Raw genomic sequence first — 21,916 nt, 5'->3', positions numbered from 1 at the left:
TAAATATTTTGAAGTATTCAAAATCGCAAATGCAACAACTAATTAAGGGAAATAAAGAACTGCATACACGCTTTAAAGAGTTAAAGGCTGAGCATGGTCTTGAAAAAAACAATGCCATCAAGGCCTTGTACCATTCAGAAGTTGCGGATGGAGGAAAGTATCAGGCAGCTTACCAAGCACTTGATCAGCTCAAAAAGTAGATCCTTATATCTTATTTACACTTAAAAAATGCTGAAGATATAAGTGGATTAAGTTAGTAACCAAAATATGAAAGTAGGTTGCTGGGTAATACAAGGTTACTGTTCAATAGAAAAGGTTATTCAGCAATCGGGCGCTTTCCCTTAAGAAGGATAGCACCCATTTTTACATTTAAGGGCCAGTTTGTGGAAGATCGAACTTTAAGTATTTAAGAGTTTGGGAAGAAATATATTTATTGTAAAGATGAAATTAGCGGAGAAACAGTTGTTATTTGAAACATATTTAATCACTTAGTAAGAGTGAGTGATATAGGTTTAATCAGAAAAGGTATTATTCTCAGTTAATAAAAAAGAGATTTACACATTTTTTATTCCTAGCTGAAACAAGATCCTACTTTGGATCTTGTTTTTCTTATAAATCGTTTTCTCCACACGGACAATAAGAAGAAAGGGTGATTTGTATATGTCATTAGTCACATACCTAGGTGACTAGTGACACAAAAGTGTTGTCGTTAATTCACCCCTCAAATATACCATTCCAATAAAAAGGCAACAAATTTGTGTCATTAAAATCACGACATAAATTTGTTGCCTTTTTATTTTATTGACAAGATACTATTGTCTTTAATATGTAATGAATTTATAAGTGAATATTAAGGAAATTACGTGAAAACAGGAAGAATTGATGCGAACTCAAGTATTATCGAAAGCAAAGAAAGAATCCACAATATTTAAGAAAAAAGCAGAAAAAAGAAAAAATAGGAGGATTTGATATGAGTTATGAAAGAACAGGAGAAATGATAGGAAATAATCCAGTGCATACACAAGAAACAGCAGAGGTGAATGGAAATGAAATTGGAAAATACAATATGTATTTGGAGGCAAGTGTATATGAACAATTAAAGAAGCTTGCGTATGAACAAGATAAAGGACTTAGTGAAGTTTTGACGGAATTGATATTGTCGGCAGGTGTTGCGGAAAAAGACACTTCCCGTGGTGAGCAATGGACTTCGGATATGATTGAAGAGGTGGAAGAGTTACACAACAATACGCCGGAGGGACAGATAGTGGATGCGGATACCATATTGGTGGATTTAGTTCAGAATTGTGACCATGAGTTTACCGGCTTTACGCAGGATATCTTCAATATTTGGAAAGAGAGTGCGGACAAGAAAGCTGTAGAACAGATGTTTTATGAGTTTACGGATATGGAGTTTGACCGATTCCTTATGAAGTGTAAAGAAGAGATTACAAGAGGGCCAGTAGGACTAAATGAAAAGATTATGGAAGCCGTTGAACGAACAGGTTTGAGTGAAAAAGGCGATAAAGGGGTTGTTTCAAAGATTGAAAGATGAACGGATTGCAAAAGTTGCAAAGAAGATTGAGAAGGATGTTCCAGATACTCCATCCGGAACATTATAAGGAAATATTGGGAAATTCTAACCTGGTACTATGGGTTTAGATTCCCATTCTGGATATAATAATTATTTTTTGGAGGTGACTAAGGTGAAATTGTCAAAAAAACAGTATGCAAAGATTATCAAAGAGTATACATTTGGTGAGTATGAGTTAGAAAGTATTTACAAGTTTCTACCTAAAAATATCCCAAATAATGAGAAAAATATGTATGCGTCAGCCTTGTTATCAAAAGCGTTACAAGCTGCTTATATTGCATTGTTGAACCAGAAAGAAAAAAATGGAGATAATAGCTTGGATGTGTTGATTCAAAATACTAAGGAAAAAGTGACAAAACAATGTGGTCTAGAGAAGACAATGCCGCATGAAACGGTGGAAACCCGAGGTTTTGGACGAGAGTAGAGGCGGGAGAGCCGGAATACCGACTCTGTTTTCTACTAGGGTACAACTCTGGCAATTCATCTCACCACTTAGCCCTCCAAGTCTTGAAGTGGAAGTATTCTTGCTATGTCGTTGGATAAATATGGAACAAACATTTTTCTTGTCTGGAGTTTATATAATCACTAGCTTGAATTTCTTCCAGACTCTTGCTATTTTTAAAACATAAAAAATAGCCGTAGGTAGCTACACCTAACGGTTATTTTTTTGTGTTGAACTTTGCCACACGTTCCTTTACTCATCTGTTCTCTGGTGCCGACAATCCGGATTTCTTTGAATAAAGGATTTTATATTAAAGCAGCATAATAAACGTTCTTCCTCGTTATCTATTTTGAACTAATAAACAAGGCTTATAATTATTCAATTCTACCGAACCGCCGCCTTCTTTGATATAACTGGATATCTTATCTTCAGTCCATCCTCTAGTACGCTTGGCCATAAAACACCTCTAATTCAACAGCATTATTAACAACCACGACATTACCGTATCTTTACCTTATTATCAACAATTAACACACTTTATTACAATTATATATTATACTAAATATTGCAAGCTCCCCCTTTTTTTGAGATAAAATCAATAAGTTGGAGGTAATGCCGTGTCTGGTTTTTATATTAATGCTGCTATTTTCCCTGCTTATGGCGCTGTAATCATAGAAGATAGGGAAGGAGGTCATACGAAGAATTTTGAATTCCCTAGTGGCGCAAATCTCCTTTATTTAAAAAGTATCAAAGATGACCAAGAGTATACCCTTTTAAAGAAATATGCCGACGCGGAACAACTCACTGATAATGAGATAGAAATTATTCTTGGGTATTTTATAAATAAAACAACTCGACCTAGAATTACTCCTAAGGAGAGTCAATATGACTATTTTTTGAACTCAAATGGAGTAGAAGAGAAAGGGAATGATCTTACCTTAATTGAGGAATGGATACCCTATCTTAAAAAAGATACATGGGATCATATTGCTGTAGATTTATTCAAAAGTTTATATATCCCAGTTATTGAACAATATGATTTTGGAAATCTTGACATTAATTTAGGAGCTTGGAGTTCAGAGGAAGATCAGGTTAAACAATCTTTATTGAATACACTTAGAAACGCATATTTATTTACACTCATCGCTTATTTATTTGGTGACAAAAGGAGTCTATATAATTCATTTAATGAATTTTTCACATATGAATTTTCAAAACGGATTAAATTTATATGTGGTCTATGGAAAATAAAACAGCCTGACGAGAAGATCAAATATATCCCTATTTTCGATAACTTTTTTAATCTCCAAGGACTAAAAGAACAAGAGTTAACGGATATAGTAATGTCCTTTTTAGATAATAAAGAAATAAATGAAGAAGATAAAGAACTGATAAAGACCACCCTAATTAGCGGAGCAGAAACATTTCATAAAAATACGAGTTCACAAAGGATAGCTTTAGAACAAAATCTTATAAAACCCACAGTAAACTATATTGGCGAGATATCGTCTGCTATGGATGATTTAAAAGCAGCTCAACTTATGCATGATCACAGACTATATAACCAAGCAATAAACAGAAGCTACTATTCAATGATGCACGCATTAAAGGCCCTTCTTGAAAAAAATAATTTGCTAAGCGCTTGGAAAGGGAGAAACTTAAATGTTGAAGAGAACCATAAAGATTTGGAACTTAAGCTTTCTCGACTTGTAAATCAACAGCTAATCAATAAAAGCTTTCTAGGTGATTTTAAAACAGTTAAACAAAATAGATGGATAGCCGATTATAATCTATCAAATAAAATAGAAATTGAAAGTAAGGATTGTTTGAAAAAGGCGAAGGATTTTTTTACAGAAGTAAAGAGATTAACAAAACAAATCTAATCAGAATAAAGGAGCTGTAAGAATGAAACCTCGTGAATTAAAACTCTTTTCAACAATGGTCGAGACATTGAAGTACGATGCAGAAAACTACGAAGATGCCGATGAGTTATTGACTATTTTAATGTATTCGGAGATAGAACTATCAAGTCAAGGAATCTTTGCTAGTAAATATAATCATTATTTGGAGGATGTAATTATCCGTGTGAAAATCCCATTACTAAAAGAGGCACGTGCGTTACAGCAAAGCTTTGGATCTTTGATTGTTGACTGTTATTCCGAAGATAATACATTTGAGTTAGACGATATCATAATTCGCCCTAAGCAAATATCAAGTCCAGACGAATTAGAAGTTCAATCTCATCTGGCAGCTTTCTCAAAAATTCGTGAAGAAATTATTCAAAGTATTCGTATGGCTAAACATTCAATTTGGATAAGTGTTGCGTGGTTTACAGATGAAACACTGTACCAAGAGTTGTGTAATCAACAAACAAAGGGAGTTCATATCCGTATTCTCATTTCAGATGAGGACTCAAATAGAACTATGATTCCTAAATTGAAGAATCAATTTGAAACAATTGTTGTTAATAGGTGGGGGCATAACGATTATAACCGATTACATTCTAAGTACTGTATTATTGATTATTCTATTGTTTTACATGGCTCATTTAATTGGACACCTACAGCTAGTAGGAATGAAGAACATTTGACTGTTTCAGTAGATAGACACTTAGCTGAACAGTATACGGAGAATTTCAAAGAAATATTTTGTATAGCCAATACCTAACAGATAAAATCAAAAATAGCGATAGATCGAATACAGTAAAAACCAAAAAAGAACCTCCGCCATGGAAAGTTCTTTTCTTCTTTTGGTTAATTCATTCAATTTGCGCTCTGCCAGTCGTTATATAGATTATAGATACCAAAGGATCTAGCATCCAATTTTGGGCATTTCTTTAGTTATCATTTCTTTTTCCATTTTTATCGGCAAGCACTCTTAAATGTTCTTCTGCTAATATTAGGGTTTTTTTGGCCGGAGCATGAACATTACCTAAACATAAACGCATGACTCCATCGCGGACATCCCAACGAAATACTCTTTCCGTGGAGTATTCTGCCATTACATGTTGTTTACCACCTCTTAAAAGTAGATTCTCTGGCTTCCACATGACAAATCCGCCCTCATATAAGGTCACGTTGGCATCTTCATAATAGACTTCATAAATCATATCTGTATCATCCTGATGGGCGTATCCTAAGTGCCAAACCATTAAATAAGGTGGCATACTGCGGATTTCGACAGCTTTCCCGAGCCATGATTTTAAATCCACCATATAAGCTCCCAACCATTCCCTGGTGCCTACAATCCGGATTTCCATGAATAGAGGATTATCTATTAAAGCAGCATATCCATCCCTGCTATATAGAACGCTGTACACATCATCTCGTGAATCATATTGCAAGATGCCTCTCGTTACTGGTTCCTCTGGCAGTTTTTGAAGAATGTCTGATTCTCTTATATGCTTGTATAAGCAATTATCATGCTCCGGAACAGCAATATCATAGGACGGTTCTTCATTCTGTCCGAATGTACCGTTTGCATCCACTATCTCGATGATACCCTCTAATGGTTCATCTTTTCCATTAAACCGAAACTGGACCTTATCGCCCCAATGATAAGTAGGATTTTTCATCCTATTCACTCCCTATATTTGAACTAAATCTGTTTTTATTCCGATAATAAATCTATTATCACATTCAACCTAGTCAAAACAACTAATAATTTAATTTATCATCAAAAAGATAAATTTGCACTTTTTCGTAAAAACAATACACAATTTAGACACAAGGGAAAACGCATATATTGTCGAATTCTTTCATCAAGGAGGGCTGACAATGAGAACATTTGTCACGGTAGACAAAGCTCAAGAAGAAATCAAATGGTTACACAACTATATCGATCTGGTGGAGAATTATGAAGCTGATACCATCGAAAAGCTAATCTTAAAAGAGTATGCTTATTTAGGAAGCGCCCAGAGGGTTGCTGATGAATTAAATCGAAGGAAAATTAAAATCAGTAAGCGTGATGTAATTCCTCAAGATGTGACAGGCGTAATCCGTTCTATAGCAAAAGATGATCTACACAAGATTATCAAACGTGGATTTAATTATAAGTACAAAACAAGAAAATAAGGTTAAATTTGGAAAATATATATAATTATCAGAATTGTGATGATATAATTAAAGTGGCTAGGAAACGTGGGATGTTGACCTGGAACGCCACCATTTAAAGACTGAGTAGCATTAGTACCTCGTTAGCTGCAGCAACGCTGTATATTCTAATGAGGTGATTAAAATGAAAAAGAAAGTATTATTAATTGGGCTTGTGGTAGTTATACTATTCCTTCTAGGAGTGAGCACTGGAGTGATAGGGGTGCATTTCGCACTAAACCTTAGCATGCTATCTTCATACTGGAATATTCTCTTAGTAGGTATTTTTGGTATGGTGGGTGGTGAGCTCCTAAGACTCATCTTAAAAAGGGTGCCAGACTAATGGGGGCACCCTCACCCACCAAGGGTTTATCGCTGATAACCCTAACCAAGGGGTTATCACGATAATCACAAGTCCCAAGTTGATGTAGTACTATCCAATCGGATTAATCGCCCGGCGTATAAGGACTCTTTTTAACATCGAATGCCTAGATTCGATATTAATAGGGTCCTTCGTTGCGTAATGCTTGCTTTAGCACCTATTAGACTAAGATTGAATATGAATAGGTAACTTGATAATATTCGAAATTTGCATTGAATAATGAAGTGCAAAATGTATTGTGCCGATATTATATTAAATATAGATGAAGAAGTCGGGGCTTGAGAGGTGCCCGGCTCTTTGGTGTGGAGTTAGAAGGAGAGTATTAAGAATATGGATGGACTAAAGAATAGCTTGGGCTTTAACCGGGCTATTTTTTATTGAACTATTTTTAATAAAAACCTCTAATTTTTGTTTATTATGGATAAACTTTTATTAAGTTTGCCTTAATAAAACACAAATATACAGAACTTCTAAAATAACGTCTAAATTCACCAAAGGATTTGACAAACTTTATGACGAACTATTATTCAATATATCAATCTTTATTGGAGGTAATATTTATATGTATCAAACTCCAATCCCGGTTAAAGGAAGAAGCCACTTCGGAAGCAATTTTTGGGATGCTTATAGCATTAAGTTGAATAGAGACGTTAATTTTTATAGTGATTTAGAATACGATCATTGGGTACTCGTAGAGACAAATCCCAAAATAAAATATTTTTGTGAGCAACCCAAGAAGATATACGGTACATTTGCAGGAAAGGAATCCGCTTCAATATTTGATATGTGGGTGAAATATGTTGACGGAATCGAAGAGTTTATAGAAATTAAATATGCAGACGACTTAAAGCCAACAAGTAAGAGGTTCAATAAAGTATATAGACAAACAAGTATACAGCGAGAATGGTGTTTGGCAAATAAGTATAAATACTCCATTAAGACAGAAAAAGATATTAGGGGAAATCAAATATTCCTTGAAAACATGAAAACAATATTACCGTATCTAAGATACAAGAAACCAGCAGAAACGGAGACCTATAAAATCTTAAAGGAATTAAAAAACGAGGGTAAAGCAACCTTTGAGCACTTATACGAAAATCAAAATATGTCAAAACAGTCCCTTAAAGAAATTTTGTTTTATTTAATTTATAGCGGGAAGGTAAAGTCAAATATAGATAAAGTATCTATTGGGAATAAAACGGTGGTATGGATCAATGGGTAAAAAAAGAATTTATGAAGATCCTTCAATTGATCCAATACACCTAGAACGAGATAAATGGCCAACTGTATTGGTTGATAGTTTAACGGAAAACCATAGGGACATATACTTTAAAAGAAAAAAAGCAGTTGATTTATACCTTGATGGGAAATTGAGTATAAAGGAAATAAGCGAACAAACAAAAATAACTAAACAACAACTTAATCGGTTTATAAAAAATTGCTTAGAATTTAATGAACAAGGTGAAATTTATGGCTATAGAGCTTTAATTCCATATATAAGAATTAAACCATATGAAAGAAAAGCAGCCATAAATGGATTTAATAAAATTGGAGAACAAATAAAATTATCAGGCGCATTTACAAATCTGCTAAATAAGTATCCGGATTTAAAAGAGCTCATCGATAATTATTATCTGAAGCGAAAAAAGAGAGATTTGAATGAGCCAATAGTACGAGTGAAATATCTTCATAGAAAATTTATTGCTTTATGTAAAGGATTGGGGATTGACCCTGCTAATGGTGATTATCCTTTTAACACAGAAGATATGGGGAAAAGAGCTCTATATCGATACGTAAAACAATTACAAGCAGAGAATTCAAAAATTATAGCGGAAAGATATGGAGATGATGCTTCTAAATTATTATATAATACCGGAAGTGGTGAGCAAAACACCTTTAACGAAAGACCCTATAAACGAGTTGAATTTGACGGGCATAAAATAGACGCAATCTTTGTAATCGAATATGAAACACCTGAAGGTGATGTAATAGTAGATACGTTAAGTAGAATATGGATTCTTACAATTATTGATACTGCCACAAGAGCAATTTTAGGTTATCATCTTTGTTTAAGCAAAGAATATTCTGCTCAAGATGTACTTGTTTGTATACGTAATGCCATTATACCTTGGAAACCTATGCAATTTACTATAAATAATTTACGGTATCCAAATGAAGGAGGGTTTGTCTCTTCTATTATTCCTGAAACTCAGTATGCTGTATGGGATGAGATGGCATTTGATAATGCCAAAGCCAATCTAGCATACAAGGTTAAAGAAAAATTAAAGAAAACTATCGGCTGCAGTGTAAACACTGGACCTGTCGGTACCCCCACTAGAAGACCTATTATTGAAAAATTCTTCGATATACTAGAGGATAATGGGTTTCACAGGTTACCTAACACTACAGGAAGTAACCCTAAGGATCCCCGAAGAAAAAATCCGGAGAAAGCAGCTATTGATTATAAGATTACTGTTGAAGAAATTAGAGAGATAGTTGAAGTTCTGATTGCCACGAGAAACGGGACACCACAAAGTGGCACAAATTACTTGAGTCCTATAGAAGTCATGAAACAAAGAGTACTAACTAAAAGTATGCTACCAAGATTATTGCCAGAAGAAATGAGAGAAGAAATTAATCTACTCTCGTTAACAGTAGAAGTAACAGTCCAAGGGAATATAAAGCTTGGAAGGAAACCTTTTATACATTATATGGGCGTAGATTACAGAAGTGAATTACTTTCGAATAGTTGGCAATTAATTAGGAGTAAATTAAAAATTATTGTGAATAGTGAAGACTTGCGATATGTCCGTGCTTTTTTACCAACTGGTGATGAGTTAGGCATTTTAAAAGCTAAAGGTAAATGGGGGTTCAGAAAACATTCATTAGCAGTAAGAAAACAAATTAATAAGCTAAAACGCAAAGGATTAATTCAATTTACAAACCAAGATGATCCAATAGAAATTTATTTCGAACATTTAAAGTCTAAATCAAAAACCAATAAAAATGCTCGTAATTCTCTCGTTTCTCTAAGCGTTGAGCAAGATGCCACAGTCATTAACCATGAAGAGAATGTGACTGAATTAACAGAGCTTATAGAACCCACACTTGATAATTATCCAAGCCTTAAAGAAGATGTCGGTATAGATGAAGATTCAAGTAAAGTAAATGAAGTTATCCCAATAAAAAAACGTACAAGCTTCATCAATCATGATAGTAGGAGAACTTTTAATAGTTAGGGATGTGTAGATATGAATGAAGAACCAATAATTGATTTTAAATCCTTAGAAATTATACCTCCTGATATTCCTGTTGGACAGCATCCTATCGAACAGGGAATTTATCTTCTTGATACTGTAGAAATAAATGAGTTAAAAAATATATTGTTACAGTGGATAGATAATAGGTTGCCTGGAGCTATTATACATGGCAACCCGCGTATGGGGAAAAGTAACGCTATCGAATATCTAATAAGATTTTTTAAAGCCGAATATCCGGATGAATTCTGTACTTTCAGGTTCAATTGCCAAAAATTCCAAAGACCAAATGAAAACACTTTTTTTGAGTTTTTACTTAGAGATGTTGGACATGGGTTATTTGATAAGGGAAAAGCTAATGCAAAAAGGGATAGGTTATATAAATTTCTATTAGAAAAGGGGGAATCGTCACGAAGGAAACAAATTGTGTTATTTTTAGATGATTCCCAGCGACTGCAAGACATTGAATATGATTGGTTAATGGACATTTTTAATGAATTAGACCGCTATAGTATTACTTTGACATCTTTATTAATAGGACAAGATGAACTTCGAAATGTTCAGTTGACCTATAAAGATGTTAACATGAAACAAATAATAGGAAGATTCATGATACACAAATATAAATTTAAAGGCATAAATAGCGCAGATTCTTTAAATTACATGCTTGCAGGATATGATTACGCTACAGACTATCCTCAAAATAGTGGTTGGAGTTACACAAGATATTTTTTTCCAAAAGGCTACACACTTGGAAACAGGATTGAACATTTTTCAGACCAATTATGGAATCTGTTTATTAAATACCACCGGGAAGCTGGCAAAAGGAAGAATCCAGAAATACCCATGTACCATATAACTACCATCATTAATTTTCTTTTCAGAAAATACGGCACCAATGGAGAAAACTTGGAATGGTTAAATATAAATCATTGGAAAGAGGCGATCGAACAATCCGGATATTTAATTTTCCAGGGGATTAATAATTATGAAGAATAGAATCTCTTTTACAAAGGCGCAATCCAAGAAAGTTATATACACTTGGAAAAATCGCTGGATTTCAGATTTTGAATCTCCATGGAGTATATTTGAAAAATTTAAATACATGAATAGTATTACATCTAATGATTTATTAATGCATTTTGGAAATGATTATGTTAAAAATTTACGGTATATCTCGACGGATATTTATAGGGAGTTATATAAGTTAGAAAATCTCGAAAAAGATTTTATAAAGGTTGCTCTTGATTTAGACATAGTAAAACAAAATAGAGATAACATTCAAATGATTATTAAGTCTAATGATAGCGCTAATATGAATTTTTTTAAAGAATACGTATGGTATTGCCCGGTTTGCATCAAAGATGGATATCATAGTATTCTAAATCAATTCAAATTTATCCATGACTGTCCGGTGCATAACATACCCCTAGAAAATTCATGTCCTAATTGCAAGCAACAATTAAAATACTTATTAGAGACGAAGGGGAAACAAAGCCCTTTTACTTGTTACTGTTCTTATGATTTTCTTCAAACTGAACTTTTTAAACATGATTGGAGAAGATACAACGTTTCAGATATAAAAGATACTAATGTAAAAAGATGGCTAGCTATTCCCCAGTTTAATTTCAAAAATTATATGTTCTCAGAAGATACTGCAAGGAATAAAAAAATGAGTGAAGATAAATTTCCGTATTCATTATCTGATCTGATTTCAATCCATAATCATTTAACCACAGGAACTTGCCAAAATAATTTTTATGTACGACACAGTAACAAGAACATTCCTCGTTTAAAAACACCCGAACAAAATAAACTAAAAAGATTAAAAATACAAGGTGATATAAGATTTCAATACGCTATTAAACAATTTAGTGATTTTGATGAAGAAATAAATAGAGAAGCGCATATTTTATTTAATTCAATAGCTAGAAGAATAAGGAAAACCATGCTTAAAAACCACAAAGGTTGTCTTCCGTATTTAACTAGAAATTTCAAAGAAATAAATGTTGATACCATTCATCAAAATAACATTTGTCCCGTTGCCTATGCATATGCGCTTTGGAGAGTCATAAACCAAGATTATATAGCCACTCATGATGTTGATAACTCACGTGATAACCCGTTTACTAGGCACAAAAGTAACAGTATGTTAAGAAGTAATATAATCAATTTAATACTCGATTCATGGAGTAGACAAAACTTTATAAATGGAATAGAAGAATACGAAGAAAATCGTATCGAACAGAGATGGATTGTTTTAAAATGTCTAGAAGGAGAGATAATAGAGGATTTTTATAGATGTTTAAAGGTAGCATATACACCTTATATTCAAAATAGATCATTTCATCAAGATGAACTGTTTTTTAACCACAGTTTCCCTGAACTAAAGTATGTTATATCAAAAACTACACATCAGAAAAGTATCCACTTATATGTAAGTCAATCCCTTAAGTTATTAAACTCCATTGATTTTTGTCCAACCCCTTCTAAGTTAGATCATAAGCGTAAATATAAAATACCAAATCCATTGGATAATGTATTTTAAGTATATTATTTCTCAAATTTGGCTACTACAGTAATAAATCTTTAAAGGAGTTTATACTGTAGTGAATCAATCAAATTATTGCTGGAACAAACAATGGATTTATCCATATGAATCACCGTTTTCAATCTTTGAAAAATTTAAATTTGCGAACAATGTAGGAAAAGAAGATATTTATGATTTGTTCTATAAAAAGCAAACCGCAAACGAAAAAAAATATTCCGGCACAAAATATTTTTTGCTTAATTTAGATGTATTAGATGAACAGAAAGTAACTAATATTTTGAATTATCCGATAATCCAACAAACCAATAATGTTATACAAGATTTAATAAGACCGCTAAATATTAGTTTCAATAGGCAGCGCTTATATTTTTCTAGCCATTTGCGTTATTGTAACAAGTGTTTCCATCTAAGGTACCATAGCGTTATACACCAATTTTTATTAATAGACAATTGTCCATTTCATAACTTAAAACTTATCGAAAAATGTCCATATTGTAAAAGAAGGATTCCGTTTGCTATTTTTAATAACCAATCTTTCCATTGCAATTGTGAATATAATTTACTTAATAAGGAGCAAACTTTTAGTGATTATATAAATTGGGATAAAAACGCTACATTTACAAGTAAGTATAATAGTGAATTGAATGAATATTTACACATGACAGATACGAATATTTTTGTCGATCCAATTTATTTTCATAGCTCTAAAATTAATGTGAATTTTATAAATCTTATAGTAAGTTCACTTCATACTAATTACACAGCATATAAACAAAAAAATAAAGCAAGTTCTAACTATTTCACCAAAGAAAGTTATCAAGAAGTTTACAGTTCTACCAATTCCACATATAAATCCCTAGCGCGGTATATAAGGCAGAAAATATGCACAGAACATAAAAATTGTATTAGAGACTATATAAAGAATAAACCCATTAAATCCATTTGTACGCATGCTCTTTCTTATATAGTATGGAGAATGACAGTTGATGGATTAAATTCTGCTTCTTTGGTAGATAATTCAAAACAAAAAAAGAAAGATATTTCTGACTTTCTAGTATTCAAATTAGAGAATGACATTGAAATATTAGAATCCCTATATCATTTTTTGTCGGTAAATTTGCCTATGAATCATCAATTGGCTATTTTAATTATTAATAAATATATATCATTAATGTTGTTAGAGCGATTTTATATAATACATAATTATTTGAATGAAACATTTGATCAAAGTCTCTTCTCCGTTCTTAATCAACTCCAAGATGTCCATATTACAGTTTTATTTATATTGCAAAAAAGAGAAAAGGGCTATATTTTATGTTTTAAAAAATTATAAGAGAAAATATAATTTACATTCTCTTTGGCTTGTTCAAAGAAGTAAATTTAATGATAAAATAATTGTAATGGTACAAGTAGAGAAAGGGGAGTCAAATGGAAAGAAATCAAACATTATTATTTGACCCACGGATAATTAATAAAGAAATACAACAGCACCGTCCTAAACATATCGAATCATCCATGGATATATTAAAAAATTGGGTTAAAAATCAAGAAATAATTATTAACTCAACTGAAAAAGAATTACAAAGCCAATTTTTAAATGATATTTTCGTGAAAATTTTAGGATACTCCACAGTTACAGCAGGGGGAGAAACTTGGGAAATAGAAATCGAAAAATCTACTGAACTTGATTCAACTGTTCCTGATGCTATATTAGGAACTTATACAATGAATCAACAAAGTACTTCTGCGGTGGTTGAATTAAAAGGACCAAAAGTTAAACTAGACTTAAATCAGAACAGAGGTAATAAAAGCTACGGCACACCTATTGATCAAGCTTTTTTGTACGCATCTAAATATGATGGTTGCAAATGGATTATTCTCTCAAATATTTATGAAATACGTTTGTTCCAATATGGTCGATATCAAGCGACATATGAAAGATTCATCTTAAGTGAATTGGCCGAAAATGAAACTGAATTTAAAAGATTTCATTTCTTACTCAATAAAGAAAATCTTATTGCTGATAATAGTAAAACAAAGTCAATAGTTGAACAACTAGGTGAGATTAGATATATTCAGCAGCAATTTATAACAAATGAATTTTATACATTTTATAGTAAATTAAGAAAACATCTCTGGGATGAGTTAGTCAATACAAATCCCGCTATTGATAAACTTGTTTTGTTGGAAAAAGCTCAAAAGATACTGGATAGAATACTCTTTATTCGGTTTTGCGAAGATTTGACTTTATTACCACCAACAACATTAAAAGATTCAATTGAAGAAGGGGAAAAAGCTGTAAGGGTCTCAATATGGGTTTATTTGCAGAATCTTTTTAGAGACATAGACCGTGGAAACAAGGAATTTAATATCAACCGATTTAATGGAGAATTATTTAAACATGATTCTATTTTGGACGATTTAAATGTACCGAACAGAGTATTCTCTGAAATCAAAAGATTTTTTGATTATAATTTTACCACTGATCTTGATGTCAACATTCTTGGACATATATTCGAACAATCAATCAATGATATCGAAGATTTAAAAAATGAAAATAACAGTACAAGAAAACTAGAAGGTATATTTTATACCCCGGATTACATTACGGAATATATTGTGGAACATTCAATAGGAACTTGGCTAAATAACCAAAAAAATAAGCTTGGTATAAATAACTTAGTCGATTGGAATAAGACAGAAGATAAGGGTTGGAGAAAGAGGTACATACAGGAACATATTGATTTTTGGCTTGCTTATAAAGAGGTTTTATCAAAAATAAAAATTCTTGATCCAGCATGTGGCAGTGGTGCTTTTTTAAATAAGGCCTATGATTTTTTATACGCAGAAAATGCTTTTGTATCAAAACATATAAGAACACTAGAATTTATTATTGAAGATAGAGCTCTTGAACAGACTCTTGAAATGTCTGAACTAATTGATGTTGATAAATCGATACTAAAAAATAACATATATGGCGTTGATTTAAATAAAGAATCCGTAGAAATAACAAAACTTTCGTTATGGATAAAAACTGCGAATAGTAATGAACCTTTAACATCTTTAAATGAAAATATACTTGTAGGTAATTCTGTTATTGAGAATGATGAAATTGCTAAGGGTAAAGCTTTTCACTGGAATGATAAATTTAAAGAAATAATGGAAAATGGCGGATTTGATATTATAATTGGTAATCCACCTTATATTCCTATGGAATTTATCCCAAAAGACGAAAGAAGTTATTTACATGACAGATATCAAAAATTCTTAAAAAACAAGTGGGATATGTCTACAATTTTTATGATAAAATGTTCTGAACTTCTAAATGACAATGGATATTTATCACTTATAGTTCCAGTAACATGGCAAACCGGCCCTAATTATATTAATTACAGGGTGAAATTATTTAGCGAGAATCTTTCTTTAGAGAGGATAATTAATTTACCTTATGATATATTTCCTGATGCCTATGTAGACACTTGTATATTCGTTGCAACTAAATATTTAAATAATGCTAACTATTATTTTGGTTACCAATATGAAAATAGAGAAAAGCTAAATAAAATTAAATTACATGATATAGCTATGGATAAAATAGAGATAAAGAATTATATCTTTCATAAGAATTTCAAGATATTCCCTAGATTATCTGCATATAACTTGTACAATAAGATTGATAAGCAGCTTAGAAACTCGCGACAATTCAAAAGACTAGGCGATATAACAATTTCAACACAAGGACCTGTTAAAAGTCAGTACAGTTACTATAACAGGTGTATAAATGAATATTGTTTCCCTTTTTTAGAAGACGGTCAAACATATCGATATTCACATACAATTAATGAACGAAATTTTATTGATCTAAGTAAAAGAAAAAGTTTAATAAAATATTATATAGGTAACCCTAAAATATTTATAAGACGAATAGTAAATCGTCAAGACAGACTAATGGCAACAATTATATACGAAGATTTAGTCGCTAAAAAAGACATTAACCCATTTATCGTTACTGATGAAACATTCAATCCTTTATACGTACTAGCGCTTATGAACAGTAAATTACTTTCGTATATTTACATAAATTTTTCTAGTATTGCAACAAAGGATGATTTCCGTCAAACAACTATGACAGAACTGAGAGATTTACCAATTAAAATAGTTGACGAAAGCACACAAATACAAATTGCTGAAAAGGTCAGCTACTTAATGACGAAATTAAAAGAGTTTAATCAAATCAAGGACAAAGCAATCGCCATGCTTGAAGCAGAATTTAACTTATCTAAGACCACTAACAAAATAAACGAATTCTATGATTACCCTATAAAAACATTATATGATGAATTAAAAAGTTTAAAGGTAAATATTGATTTTAATGCAAGAGCTGAACTTTATGATTTCTTCATTCCTATTCAAGCAGAGTTAGCGAATTTAAAGAGGGATATAATAGGCTTGGATAACGAAATCGATGAACAAATTTACTCGTTATATTCAATAGATCCAAAAGAAACAGTGGTTATAAACGAATACTTCAAACAATATAAAAACGATTCATCTTTGTTTTGATATTTGAATCAAATAGCTAAAGAGCCCAATAATCGGGGCTTTTTTTTGTTTAATTTAGATAGAGGGATAAGACACCACATTTGTGTCAGTTAAGGCAACACAATTATGTCAGTAGTCACTAGGGGAAACCTCTAATCATTGTGTATTTTTTCTAGTTTACATAATATATATTATAGGAAGTTGTGAAAACCAATTAAACAAGTGTCTCATTAATCAAGATTACTTTAGCAATTGAGACAAAATAGAAAAATTTTCAAATGTAGATCTTAATTATATATTTAATTCTTTAATTCATTTATATAATTTATTTATTCGTTATATCCCTAGTTGTTTTAATAATTTGTTTTTTAAGTTGATGTTGAACATAATTTTTTATAGAATTTTTATTCTTTCTTTGTAGTAAATAATAAATCTTGAACTAACTTATAATTGTTTAACTTGTACTTAGATTTAGTTTTAAATCATTAGAAATTAGATTTTATAGTCTTGTTGCCAGATTTACGTTGGTTCTTTTTTAGTTTACATAATGTTATTATGGCAACTTTTTTCTCGTTTATTTATAAACCTTCTAAATTAGTAGCGATCGATAAAAATTACTTAAGACTTTTATATCCGTCATCGCTTCATTCAACTTTATTGCTGCAAAAAAAATAAGATCTCATGTTTTTTAATGAGATCTGCGGAATAATTCGGTACCTTTATAATGTCTCCAAAAGAACTTCTTTTGGTATCCAGCCTACCAAACCATCTTTTTTTATTAATGTATACGCAGCACAATTATTATCCAATATAGAGACAATATCTCCTTTATTTACGTTTAATTGAGCACAGGAGACATCCGTTCTAACTTTATAGCCTCCATCTTCATGCTGTTTTATATATTCATTTTTGATATAAATCAATTTGTCGGTTTGTTGCTGTCTGCAAAGTGTGAAATACTCCCCTTCTTCTATTGGGGATATTTCAAATAAAGGATAGGATATCGAGCCTGTCATTTTGGGATCAGCCTTGATCTTATAATCTTTTATAATCTCACATTTTGGGAAACGGTCTACATATGTGTAGAAATACTCATTTCCGAGCGGCATTTTATTGATAATTAAAGCATTTAATTGACCAGTTTCCTTAATAACATTTCCCCCATCAATTGCAATTATTTTCTTATCAAAATCCATAATTGGATTGTGGGAAGGAATTTCAGCTGGATAGTTGATTACTGGCCAATGACCGACAAAAACCAATTTATTTGCTTGATGAGCCTTATCTAGGAAAGATGGCATTCTAAGGGCGTTTTCTCTGCTAGTCATTTTCCAATCTTGAACAGAATCTAAACCGGCATGTACAAAGATAAAATCGTCAGTTTCTATTGCTGTCGGTAAATCATTAAGCCAATTAAACTCAGATGAAAAATTCTCCTTTATAATCTCGTTTAATTCAGATATATTGCGAATGGTATCCATATTAACTCCTAAGTGTTTTAGACAATCATTCAGCAATGTATTCTTTCTTTTGGATATGTAATTTAGTAACCAAGGGTCTTCTTCTAATAAGTTCTCTACTAAAGTATCACAGTTGCCTTCTAGTACATATACCTTAGGATTTTCTTCTGATAACTCCATAATATATTTTACAACAGCAAGACTGTTAGCTCCTTTTTCACAAAGATCTCCATTAATGATTAAATAATCTTCCCTGTTGTAATCTGCTTTTTTCAATAAACTTTTTAATAAATCTATTTCCCCGTGTATATCTGAAATAACAACAACTCTAGCATAATCAGGTAAAGATAAAGACTTTATTTTATCGATTATAAATCACTCCATCCCTTATTTTGTGTGCTCAGTTTGCTCCCGCTCCACTTTAAGTAAACCTTCTTTATTATTCAATATAAAAATAAAAAATTCCTTCTTTCTACATAAAAAGACAATGATGAAGCATCCCTTCTATTTAGGAGGACACATCTTGACCAAACTATTGTTAATGTGAATGTAATACCTTAATTACATGGTTCTTTTTCTCTAAATCCCACTATATACATAGTTCAATAAACTTTATTACGGCATTTTGTTAAACCTGAAATAATTTCAACCATAAAAAATGCCCTAAAAGTATGATTCCTACTTTAAAAGGCAGATTAATTTAATATTATTAAACTTATATTTTCTTTACTAATTACATGAATTTAATAACTAGTAGCAAATATGACGAACTTACTTTAGATTCAACCGCTAATTAATCATAGATTTATATAGATCTTCTAAACGGATTAACATCACTTCAATTTTATGTTCATCATTTAAATTGGCTTGCCCAGTCACGATTTGATCTTTTGAACTTTCAGAACCTTCTTTTTGGAGCTGTATTTCTACTGAGAAATCATACACGCTATCTTTTTCATCTACCTTTTCGTAGTCAATGTTTTTAATTTGCAATTGGTAATCATTTTTTATTGGTTCTATCATGACTGTTGAACCGTAGCGATTAACGAATTCCGTATATGATGTTTCATTTGCAAAATAATCTTTAAATAGCTTTTCTTCATATTGCCGTAAAGCTGCAAGTTTCTCTTCGCTTTCTTGATCCACTATTTGTTTTAATTCATCACTTGGACCTGTAAGACTATTCTGTAATACAGCTTCAACGGTCTGAATATTTTCATCTTGTGTTTTCGCTTCCTTTTCTTCGGTACAACCCACTAACATTAATAGAAGTAAAGTAAATAAAACAGTTGCAAATTCATCACTCAGTCGTTTTTTCACATAAACCTCCCCCTTTTGGCAAACTTCCTATATCTGATTATATCTTTAAATGTATTTATTTACCATTTTAATATGGGTGTTTCCTGTTTTCTGCCAGGTTTGATCAAGCATCAAATCAGTGTAAGAGGAACTGCTTTATGCAGAAAGGTATCGGCACGTGTTTTAACAACACCGCAAAAATCTATGGGGTGTTGTTAAGTTGTATGCGTATTTTTGATGTTGATGTGTAAATTCAATAAAACATTAATGATAGATGAAGTTTCCCTAATTAATCCGTTATTTATTTTTTTCTACCCGTTCACCGAACCCGGTGATCTCTTTCTATGTCTCTTAACAATAAAAGACGGCCATTCACAAATGCTCTGTATTAATCCGATTCTTTTCATAAGGCTGTTCTGGTGGTACTTCATATTCTAATTCAATATCAAATGAGGAATCCTGTAACGTGGGGTCTATTGAATTCACTTCTTCCTTTTCTTTTCCTACTATTTCTGCTTTACTATTTTTCTTATTCATATATGTACCTCCTATATATTATGTACATATAGGTTTACCAGGTAACCCTTTATGTATGCTTGTTTATAGCATGTCCTTTAATCTCCCGCTTCTCTTTACATAATCACTTATAATTAAATAAGTTAAAAATTTGCAGTATTCGGATCTATCTTCGATGTAGCTTTTTATTTTAGTTCTCTCTTATTCAAAGGACATATTCTCTTCTCTACCAAAATAACCTATAGTAAACAGGTTAATTTGGAGGGATCATATGAATAATACTCTTATCACTGCTGATATGATTACGAGATTTAATGAGCTCAACAAGAAGAAAAAAGAGATTGAAATGGAAATGGAAAAACTGAAAGAGGTTTTTCATACGTATTTTGATCATCATGTAGGTGCAAATAATAAAGGTGAATTAATCGACAATGGTATAAAGCTTCAAAGGCAGATACGCAAATATGAAAAATACAGTACTGTACCAACTGTATATAAATTAGAAGAACTAAATATGAATGAATTAATTAAAACAGTGAAAATCCCAGATGAAGAAAAGATGAATGCTGCTATTAAGCTTGGCTTCCTTAAGGAAGAGGATTTTGAAAGCTGCAAGCTAATCACTTACTCCAAGGCTATTTCAGTGAAAGAAGTATAACGGTCAGATATTAAGAAAAATGTGCGTTAGAAAGGTTAACAAGATTAAAGACAGATCTATATGAATCCTCTACACTTATAATAAACTATGTTAATAAGGTGGAAGGATGATACAGTATGAGAATAGAGAATGAAAGGCAACTGGCTGAAATGATTATCCAACTGGATTTATTGCGTGATCAGCTCTATGAAGAGTTACAGAATAATTTTGGATCAAGAGGCCAGGAGTTTCTACGTACTGTGCAAAATAGCCCATTACAGCATGATATATCCATGCATTATACAGTTGAGGATAGACGCGGTATCTCCCTTGCTTTATTGGAGATTATGTTCATTACTGCGAAACAAAAAAAGCAGATAGGATAAAACATAATTATTACTAAGACAATCCGTTATAGATCATAGATGTATTCATATGATAAGGGCATAGAAAATCCGCTATGCCCTTTTTGTTTATGATAAAATTTGCTGTTGCAGCCGCTCCAATTCTTCCTCGATTTAAACTAGTTCAATTCGTTCAAATAAAGGTTTTACATGTGATAAATGTTTAAGCTATGAGTAAATTTCGCAGTATTTTAGTTATATCGCAATAGAAGCTAGGTTTGTCTTTCTTACTTTAATTAATCTACAAACGATTTATTAAGTATCGTTTTTTGATTAATCATCAGGAAGTTCCAGAAGAGGCAGTATACTGATGAAAATTAAAGGAATGAAGTGGAATTTCTATGAGGGGAACCGTACACACATTAATTCAATACAAGAGAGAACAATTAAACGGGGTCAAAGAAATTGTTAAAGTAACAATCACCATTTGTTCATTAAAAACAACAATACATAAAGTCCTGGAAGAAACAGAGCACGCTTTTGTTTGTGAGGGTGTGCGTTTCCCGATATCCAAAACAATGTAGGGGTCATTAAGTCATCAACGATTTAAAATTTACCCAAAGATGTATCAAGAATAGAAAAACTCTATCACGAGGTTGAATTGGGGCAGCACCAAGGGGAATTGGAGAAGTTGCAAAGACATATGGAAGAACACCGAGCAGCTTTACAAAAATGCGTTAATTTATAAAAGTAAAAGAATAAAACCACACCATCTGAGATGTGGTTTTTTAATAGTATACTTCG

Annotated in this window: 20 protein-coding genes; 16 read left to right on the top strand and 4 right to left on the bottom strand. The window is 31.8% G+C overall.

Going from position 1 to position 21,916, the window contains the following annotated elements; genetic code table 11:
* The first annotated feature begins 8 nt into the window (after positions 1 to 8).
* The 5 genes from AC4G3O_RS00600 (at position 9) to AC4G3O_RS00580 (ending at position 4,700) form a co-directional block, all read left to right on the top strand.
* Entirely contained in the window at positions 9 to 200 is a 192-nt protein-coding gene (locus AC4G3O_RS00600; protein WP_066103809.1) for a hypothetical protein, read from the top strand.
* 770 nt (positions 201 to 970) lie between these two features.
* A complete protein-coding gene (locus AC4G3O_RS00595; protein WP_491135650.1) occupies positions 971 to 1,552 on the top strand; it encodes a hypothetical protein in 582 nt (193 codons plus the stop codon).
* Between the two features lie 151 nt (positions 1,553 to 1,703).
* Positions 1,704 to 2,015, top strand: a complete 312-nt coding sequence (locus AC4G3O_RS00590) for a hypothetical protein (RefSeq protein WP_491135649.1) — start codon at positions 1,704 to 1,706, stop codon at positions 2,013 to 2,015.
* A gap of 635 nt (positions 2,016 to 2,650) precedes the next feature.
* Positions 2,651 to 3,916, top strand: coding sequence for a HEPN domain-containing protein (locus AC4G3O_RS00585; protein ID WP_491135648.1), 1,266 nt, complete (start codon positions 2,651 to 2,653; stop codon positions 3,914 to 3,916).
* Positions 3,917 to 3,938: 22 nt separating this feature from the next.
* Entirely contained in the window at positions 3,939 to 4,700 is a 762-nt protein-coding gene (locus AC4G3O_RS00580) for a phospholipase D-like domain-containing protein (RefSeq protein WP_491135647.1), read from the top strand.
* Positions 4,701 to 4,869: 169 nt separating this feature from the next.
* Here the strand turns inward: AC4G3O_RS00580 and AC4G3O_RS00575 are convergent, their stop codons facing one another.
* Positions 4,870 to 5,607 (bottom strand): hypothetical protein, encoded by a 738-nt coding sequence (locus AC4G3O_RS00575; RefSeq protein WP_491135646.1) that lies wholly within the window; start codon positions 5,605 to 5,607, stop codon positions 4,870 to 4,872.
* A gap of 202 nt (positions 5,608 to 5,809) precedes the next feature.
* On the opposite strand from AC4G3O_RS00575, the gene AC4G3O_RS00570 reads away from it, so the two are divergent.
* The 8 genes from AC4G3O_RS00570 (at position 5,810) to AC4G3O_RS00535 (ending at position 16,877) form a co-directional block, all read left to right on the top strand.
* The gene (locus AC4G3O_RS00570; RefSeq protein WP_491135645.1) at positions 5,810 to 6,106 is read left to right on the top strand and encodes a hypothetical protein; all 297 of its coding nucleotides are present in this window, start codon (positions 5,810 to 5,812) and stop codon (positions 6,104 to 6,106) included.
* A 163-nt stretch (positions 6,107 to 6,269) separates the two neighbouring features.
* On the top strand, positions 6,270 to 6,467 hold the full coding sequence (locus AC4G3O_RS00565; protein WP_491135644.1) for a hypothetical protein: 198 nt from the start codon (positions 6,270 to 6,272) through the stop codon (positions 6,465 to 6,467).
* Between the two features lie 601 nt (positions 6,468 to 7,068).
* On the top strand, positions 7,069 to 7,728 hold the full coding sequence (locus AC4G3O_RS00560; RefSeq protein WP_491135643.1) for a Tn7 transposase TnsA N-terminal domain-containing protein: 660 nt from the start codon (positions 7,069 to 7,071) through the stop codon (positions 7,726 to 7,728).
* On the top strand, positions 7,721 to 9,745 hold the full coding sequence (locus AC4G3O_RS00555; protein ID WP_491135642.1) for a TnsB C-terminal domain-containing protein: 2,025 nt from the start codon (positions 7,721 to 7,723) through the stop codon (positions 9,743 to 9,745). Before AC4G3O_RS00560 ends, AC4G3O_RS00555 begins: the two co-directional genes overlap by 8 nt.
* A gap of 12 nt (positions 9,746 to 9,757) precedes the next feature.
* Positions 9,758 to 10,762, top strand: coding sequence for an ATP-binding protein (locus AC4G3O_RS00550; protein ID WP_491135641.1), 1,005 nt, complete (start codon positions 9,758 to 9,760; stop codon positions 10,760 to 10,762).
* Positions 10,752 to 12,311 carry a hypothetical protein gene (locus tag AC4G3O_RS00545; RefSeq protein ID WP_491135640.1) on the top strand — a complete coding sequence of 520 codons (1,560 nt, stop codon included), beginning with the start codon at positions 10,752 to 10,754 and terminating at the stop codon, positions 12,309 to 12,311. Before AC4G3O_RS00550 ends, AC4G3O_RS00545 begins: the two co-directional genes overlap by 11 nt.
* A gap of 61 nt (positions 12,312 to 12,372) precedes the next feature.
* Positions 12,373 to 13,647 (top strand): hypothetical protein, encoded by a 1,275-nt coding sequence (locus tag AC4G3O_RS00540; RefSeq protein WP_491135639.1) that lies wholly within the window; start codon positions 12,373 to 12,375, stop codon positions 13,645 to 13,647.
* 95 nt (positions 13,648 to 13,742) lie between these two features.
* Positions 13,743 to 16,877 (top strand): Eco57I restriction-modification methylase domain-containing protein, encoded by a 3,135-nt coding sequence (locus tag AC4G3O_RS00535; protein ID WP_491135638.1) that lies wholly within the window; start codon positions 13,743 to 13,745, stop codon positions 16,875 to 16,877.
* Between the two features lie 698 nt (positions 16,878 to 17,575).
* On the opposite strand, the gene AC4G3O_RS00530 is transcribed toward AC4G3O_RS00535, so the two are convergent.
* From AC4G3O_RS00530 to AC4G3O_RS00520, 3 genes are all read right to left on the bottom strand, one after another.
* Complete coding sequence (locus tag AC4G3O_RS00530) at positions 17,576 to 18,685, bottom strand: metallophosphoesterase (RefSeq protein WP_491135930.1); 1,110 nt, start codon at positions 18,683 to 18,685, stop codon at positions 17,576 to 17,578.
* A 420-nt stretch (positions 18,686 to 19,105) separates the two neighbouring features.
* Complete coding sequence (locus AC4G3O_RS00525) at positions 19,106 to 19,636, bottom strand: hypothetical protein (protein ID WP_491135637.1); 531 nt, start codon at positions 19,634 to 19,636, stop codon at positions 19,106 to 19,108.
* Between the two features lie 351 nt (positions 19,637 to 19,987).
* Positions 19,988 to 20,152 carry a hypothetical protein gene (locus AC4G3O_RS00520; protein WP_175354257.1) on the bottom strand — a complete coding sequence of 55 codons (165 nt, stop codon included), beginning with the start codon at positions 20,150 to 20,152 and terminating at the stop codon, positions 19,988 to 19,990.
* Positions 20,153 to 20,402: 250 nt separating this feature from the next.
* Between AC4G3O_RS00520 and AC4G3O_RS00515 the strand changes: the two genes are divergently transcribed.
* From AC4G3O_RS00515 to AC4G3O_RS00505, 3 genes are all read left to right on the top strand, one after another.
* Positions 20,403 to 20,789 (top strand): hypothetical protein, encoded by a 387-nt coding sequence (locus AC4G3O_RS00515; protein ID WP_139891935.1) that lies wholly within the window; start codon positions 20,403 to 20,405, stop codon positions 20,787 to 20,789.
* A 116-nt stretch (positions 20,790 to 20,905) separates the two neighbouring features.
* The gene (locus AC4G3O_RS00510) at positions 20,906 to 21,154 is read left to right on the top strand and encodes a hypothetical protein (protein WP_066103816.1); all 249 of its coding nucleotides are present in this window, start codon (positions 20,906 to 20,908) and stop codon (positions 21,152 to 21,154) included.
* Positions 21,155 to 21,513: 359 nt separating this feature from the next.
* On the top strand, positions 21,514 to 21,696 hold the full coding sequence (locus tag AC4G3O_RS00505; RefSeq protein WP_066103818.1) for a hypothetical protein: 183 nt from the start codon (positions 21,514 to 21,516) through the stop codon (positions 21,694 to 21,696).
* The last annotated feature ends 220 nt before the right edge of the window (positions 21,697 to 21,916 follow it).

The sequence above is a fragment of the Bacillus sp. z14 (2026) genome, assembly GCF_058313575.1.
Note: the sequence above shows the minus strand (reverse complement) of the source record. Positions and strands in the feature narration are given on the sequence as shown.

Bases quoted from the DNA above. Each gene is read 5' to 3' on its own strand.
- AC4G3O_RS00565 (WP_491135644.1), top strand. From the start codon at position 6,270: ATGAAAAAGAAAGTATTATTAATTGGGCTTGTGGTAGTTATACTATTC.
- AC4G3O_RS00555 (WP_491135642.1), top strand. From the start codon at position 7,721: ATGGGTAAAAAAAGAATTTATGAAGATCCTTCAATTGATCCAATACAC.
- AC4G3O_RS00580 (WP_491135647.1), top strand. From the start codon at position 3,939: ATGAAACCTCGTGAATTAAAACTCTTTTCAACAATGGTCGAGACATTG.
- AC4G3O_RS00570 (WP_491135645.1), top strand. From the start codon at position 5,810: ATGAGAACATTTGTCACGGTAGACAAAGCTCAAGAAGAAATCAAATGG.
- AC4G3O_RS00550 (WP_491135641.1), top strand. From the start codon at position 9,758: ATGAATGAAGAACCAATAATTGATTTTAAATCCTTAGAAATTATACCT.
- AC4G3O_RS00595 (WP_491135650.1), top strand. From the start codon at position 971: ATGAGTTATGAAAGAACAGGAGAAATGATAGGAAATAATCCAGTGCAT.
- AC4G3O_RS00575 (WP_491135646.1), bottom strand. From the start codon at position 5,607: ATGAAAAATCCTACTTATCATTGGGGCGATAAGGTCCAGTTTCGGTTT.
- AC4G3O_RS00545 (WP_491135640.1), top strand. From the start codon at position 10,752: ATGAAGAATAGAATCTCTTTTACAAAGGCGCAATCCAAGAAAGTTATA.
- AC4G3O_RS00520 (WP_175354257.1), bottom strand. From the start codon at position 20,152: ATGAATAAGAAAAATAGTAAAGCAGAAATAGTAGGAAAAGAAAAGGAA.
- AC4G3O_RS00535 (WP_491135638.1), top strand. From the start codon at position 13,743: ATGGAAAGAAATCAAACATTATTATTTGACCCACGGATAATTAATAAA.
- AC4G3O_RS00510 (WP_066103816.1), top strand. From the start codon at position 20,906: ATGAGAATAGAGAATGAAAGGCAACTGGCTGAAATGATTATCCAACTG.
- AC4G3O_RS00505 (WP_066103818.1), top strand. From the start codon at position 21,514: ATGAGGGGAACCGTACACACATTAATTCAATACAAGAGAGAACAATTA.
- AC4G3O_RS00560 (WP_491135643.1), top strand. From the start codon at position 7,069: ATGTATCAAACTCCAATCCCGGTTAAAGGAAGAAGCCACTTCGGAAGC.
- AC4G3O_RS00515 (WP_139891935.1), top strand. From the start codon at position 20,403: ATGAATAATACTCTTATCACTGCTGATATGATTACGAGATTTAATGAG.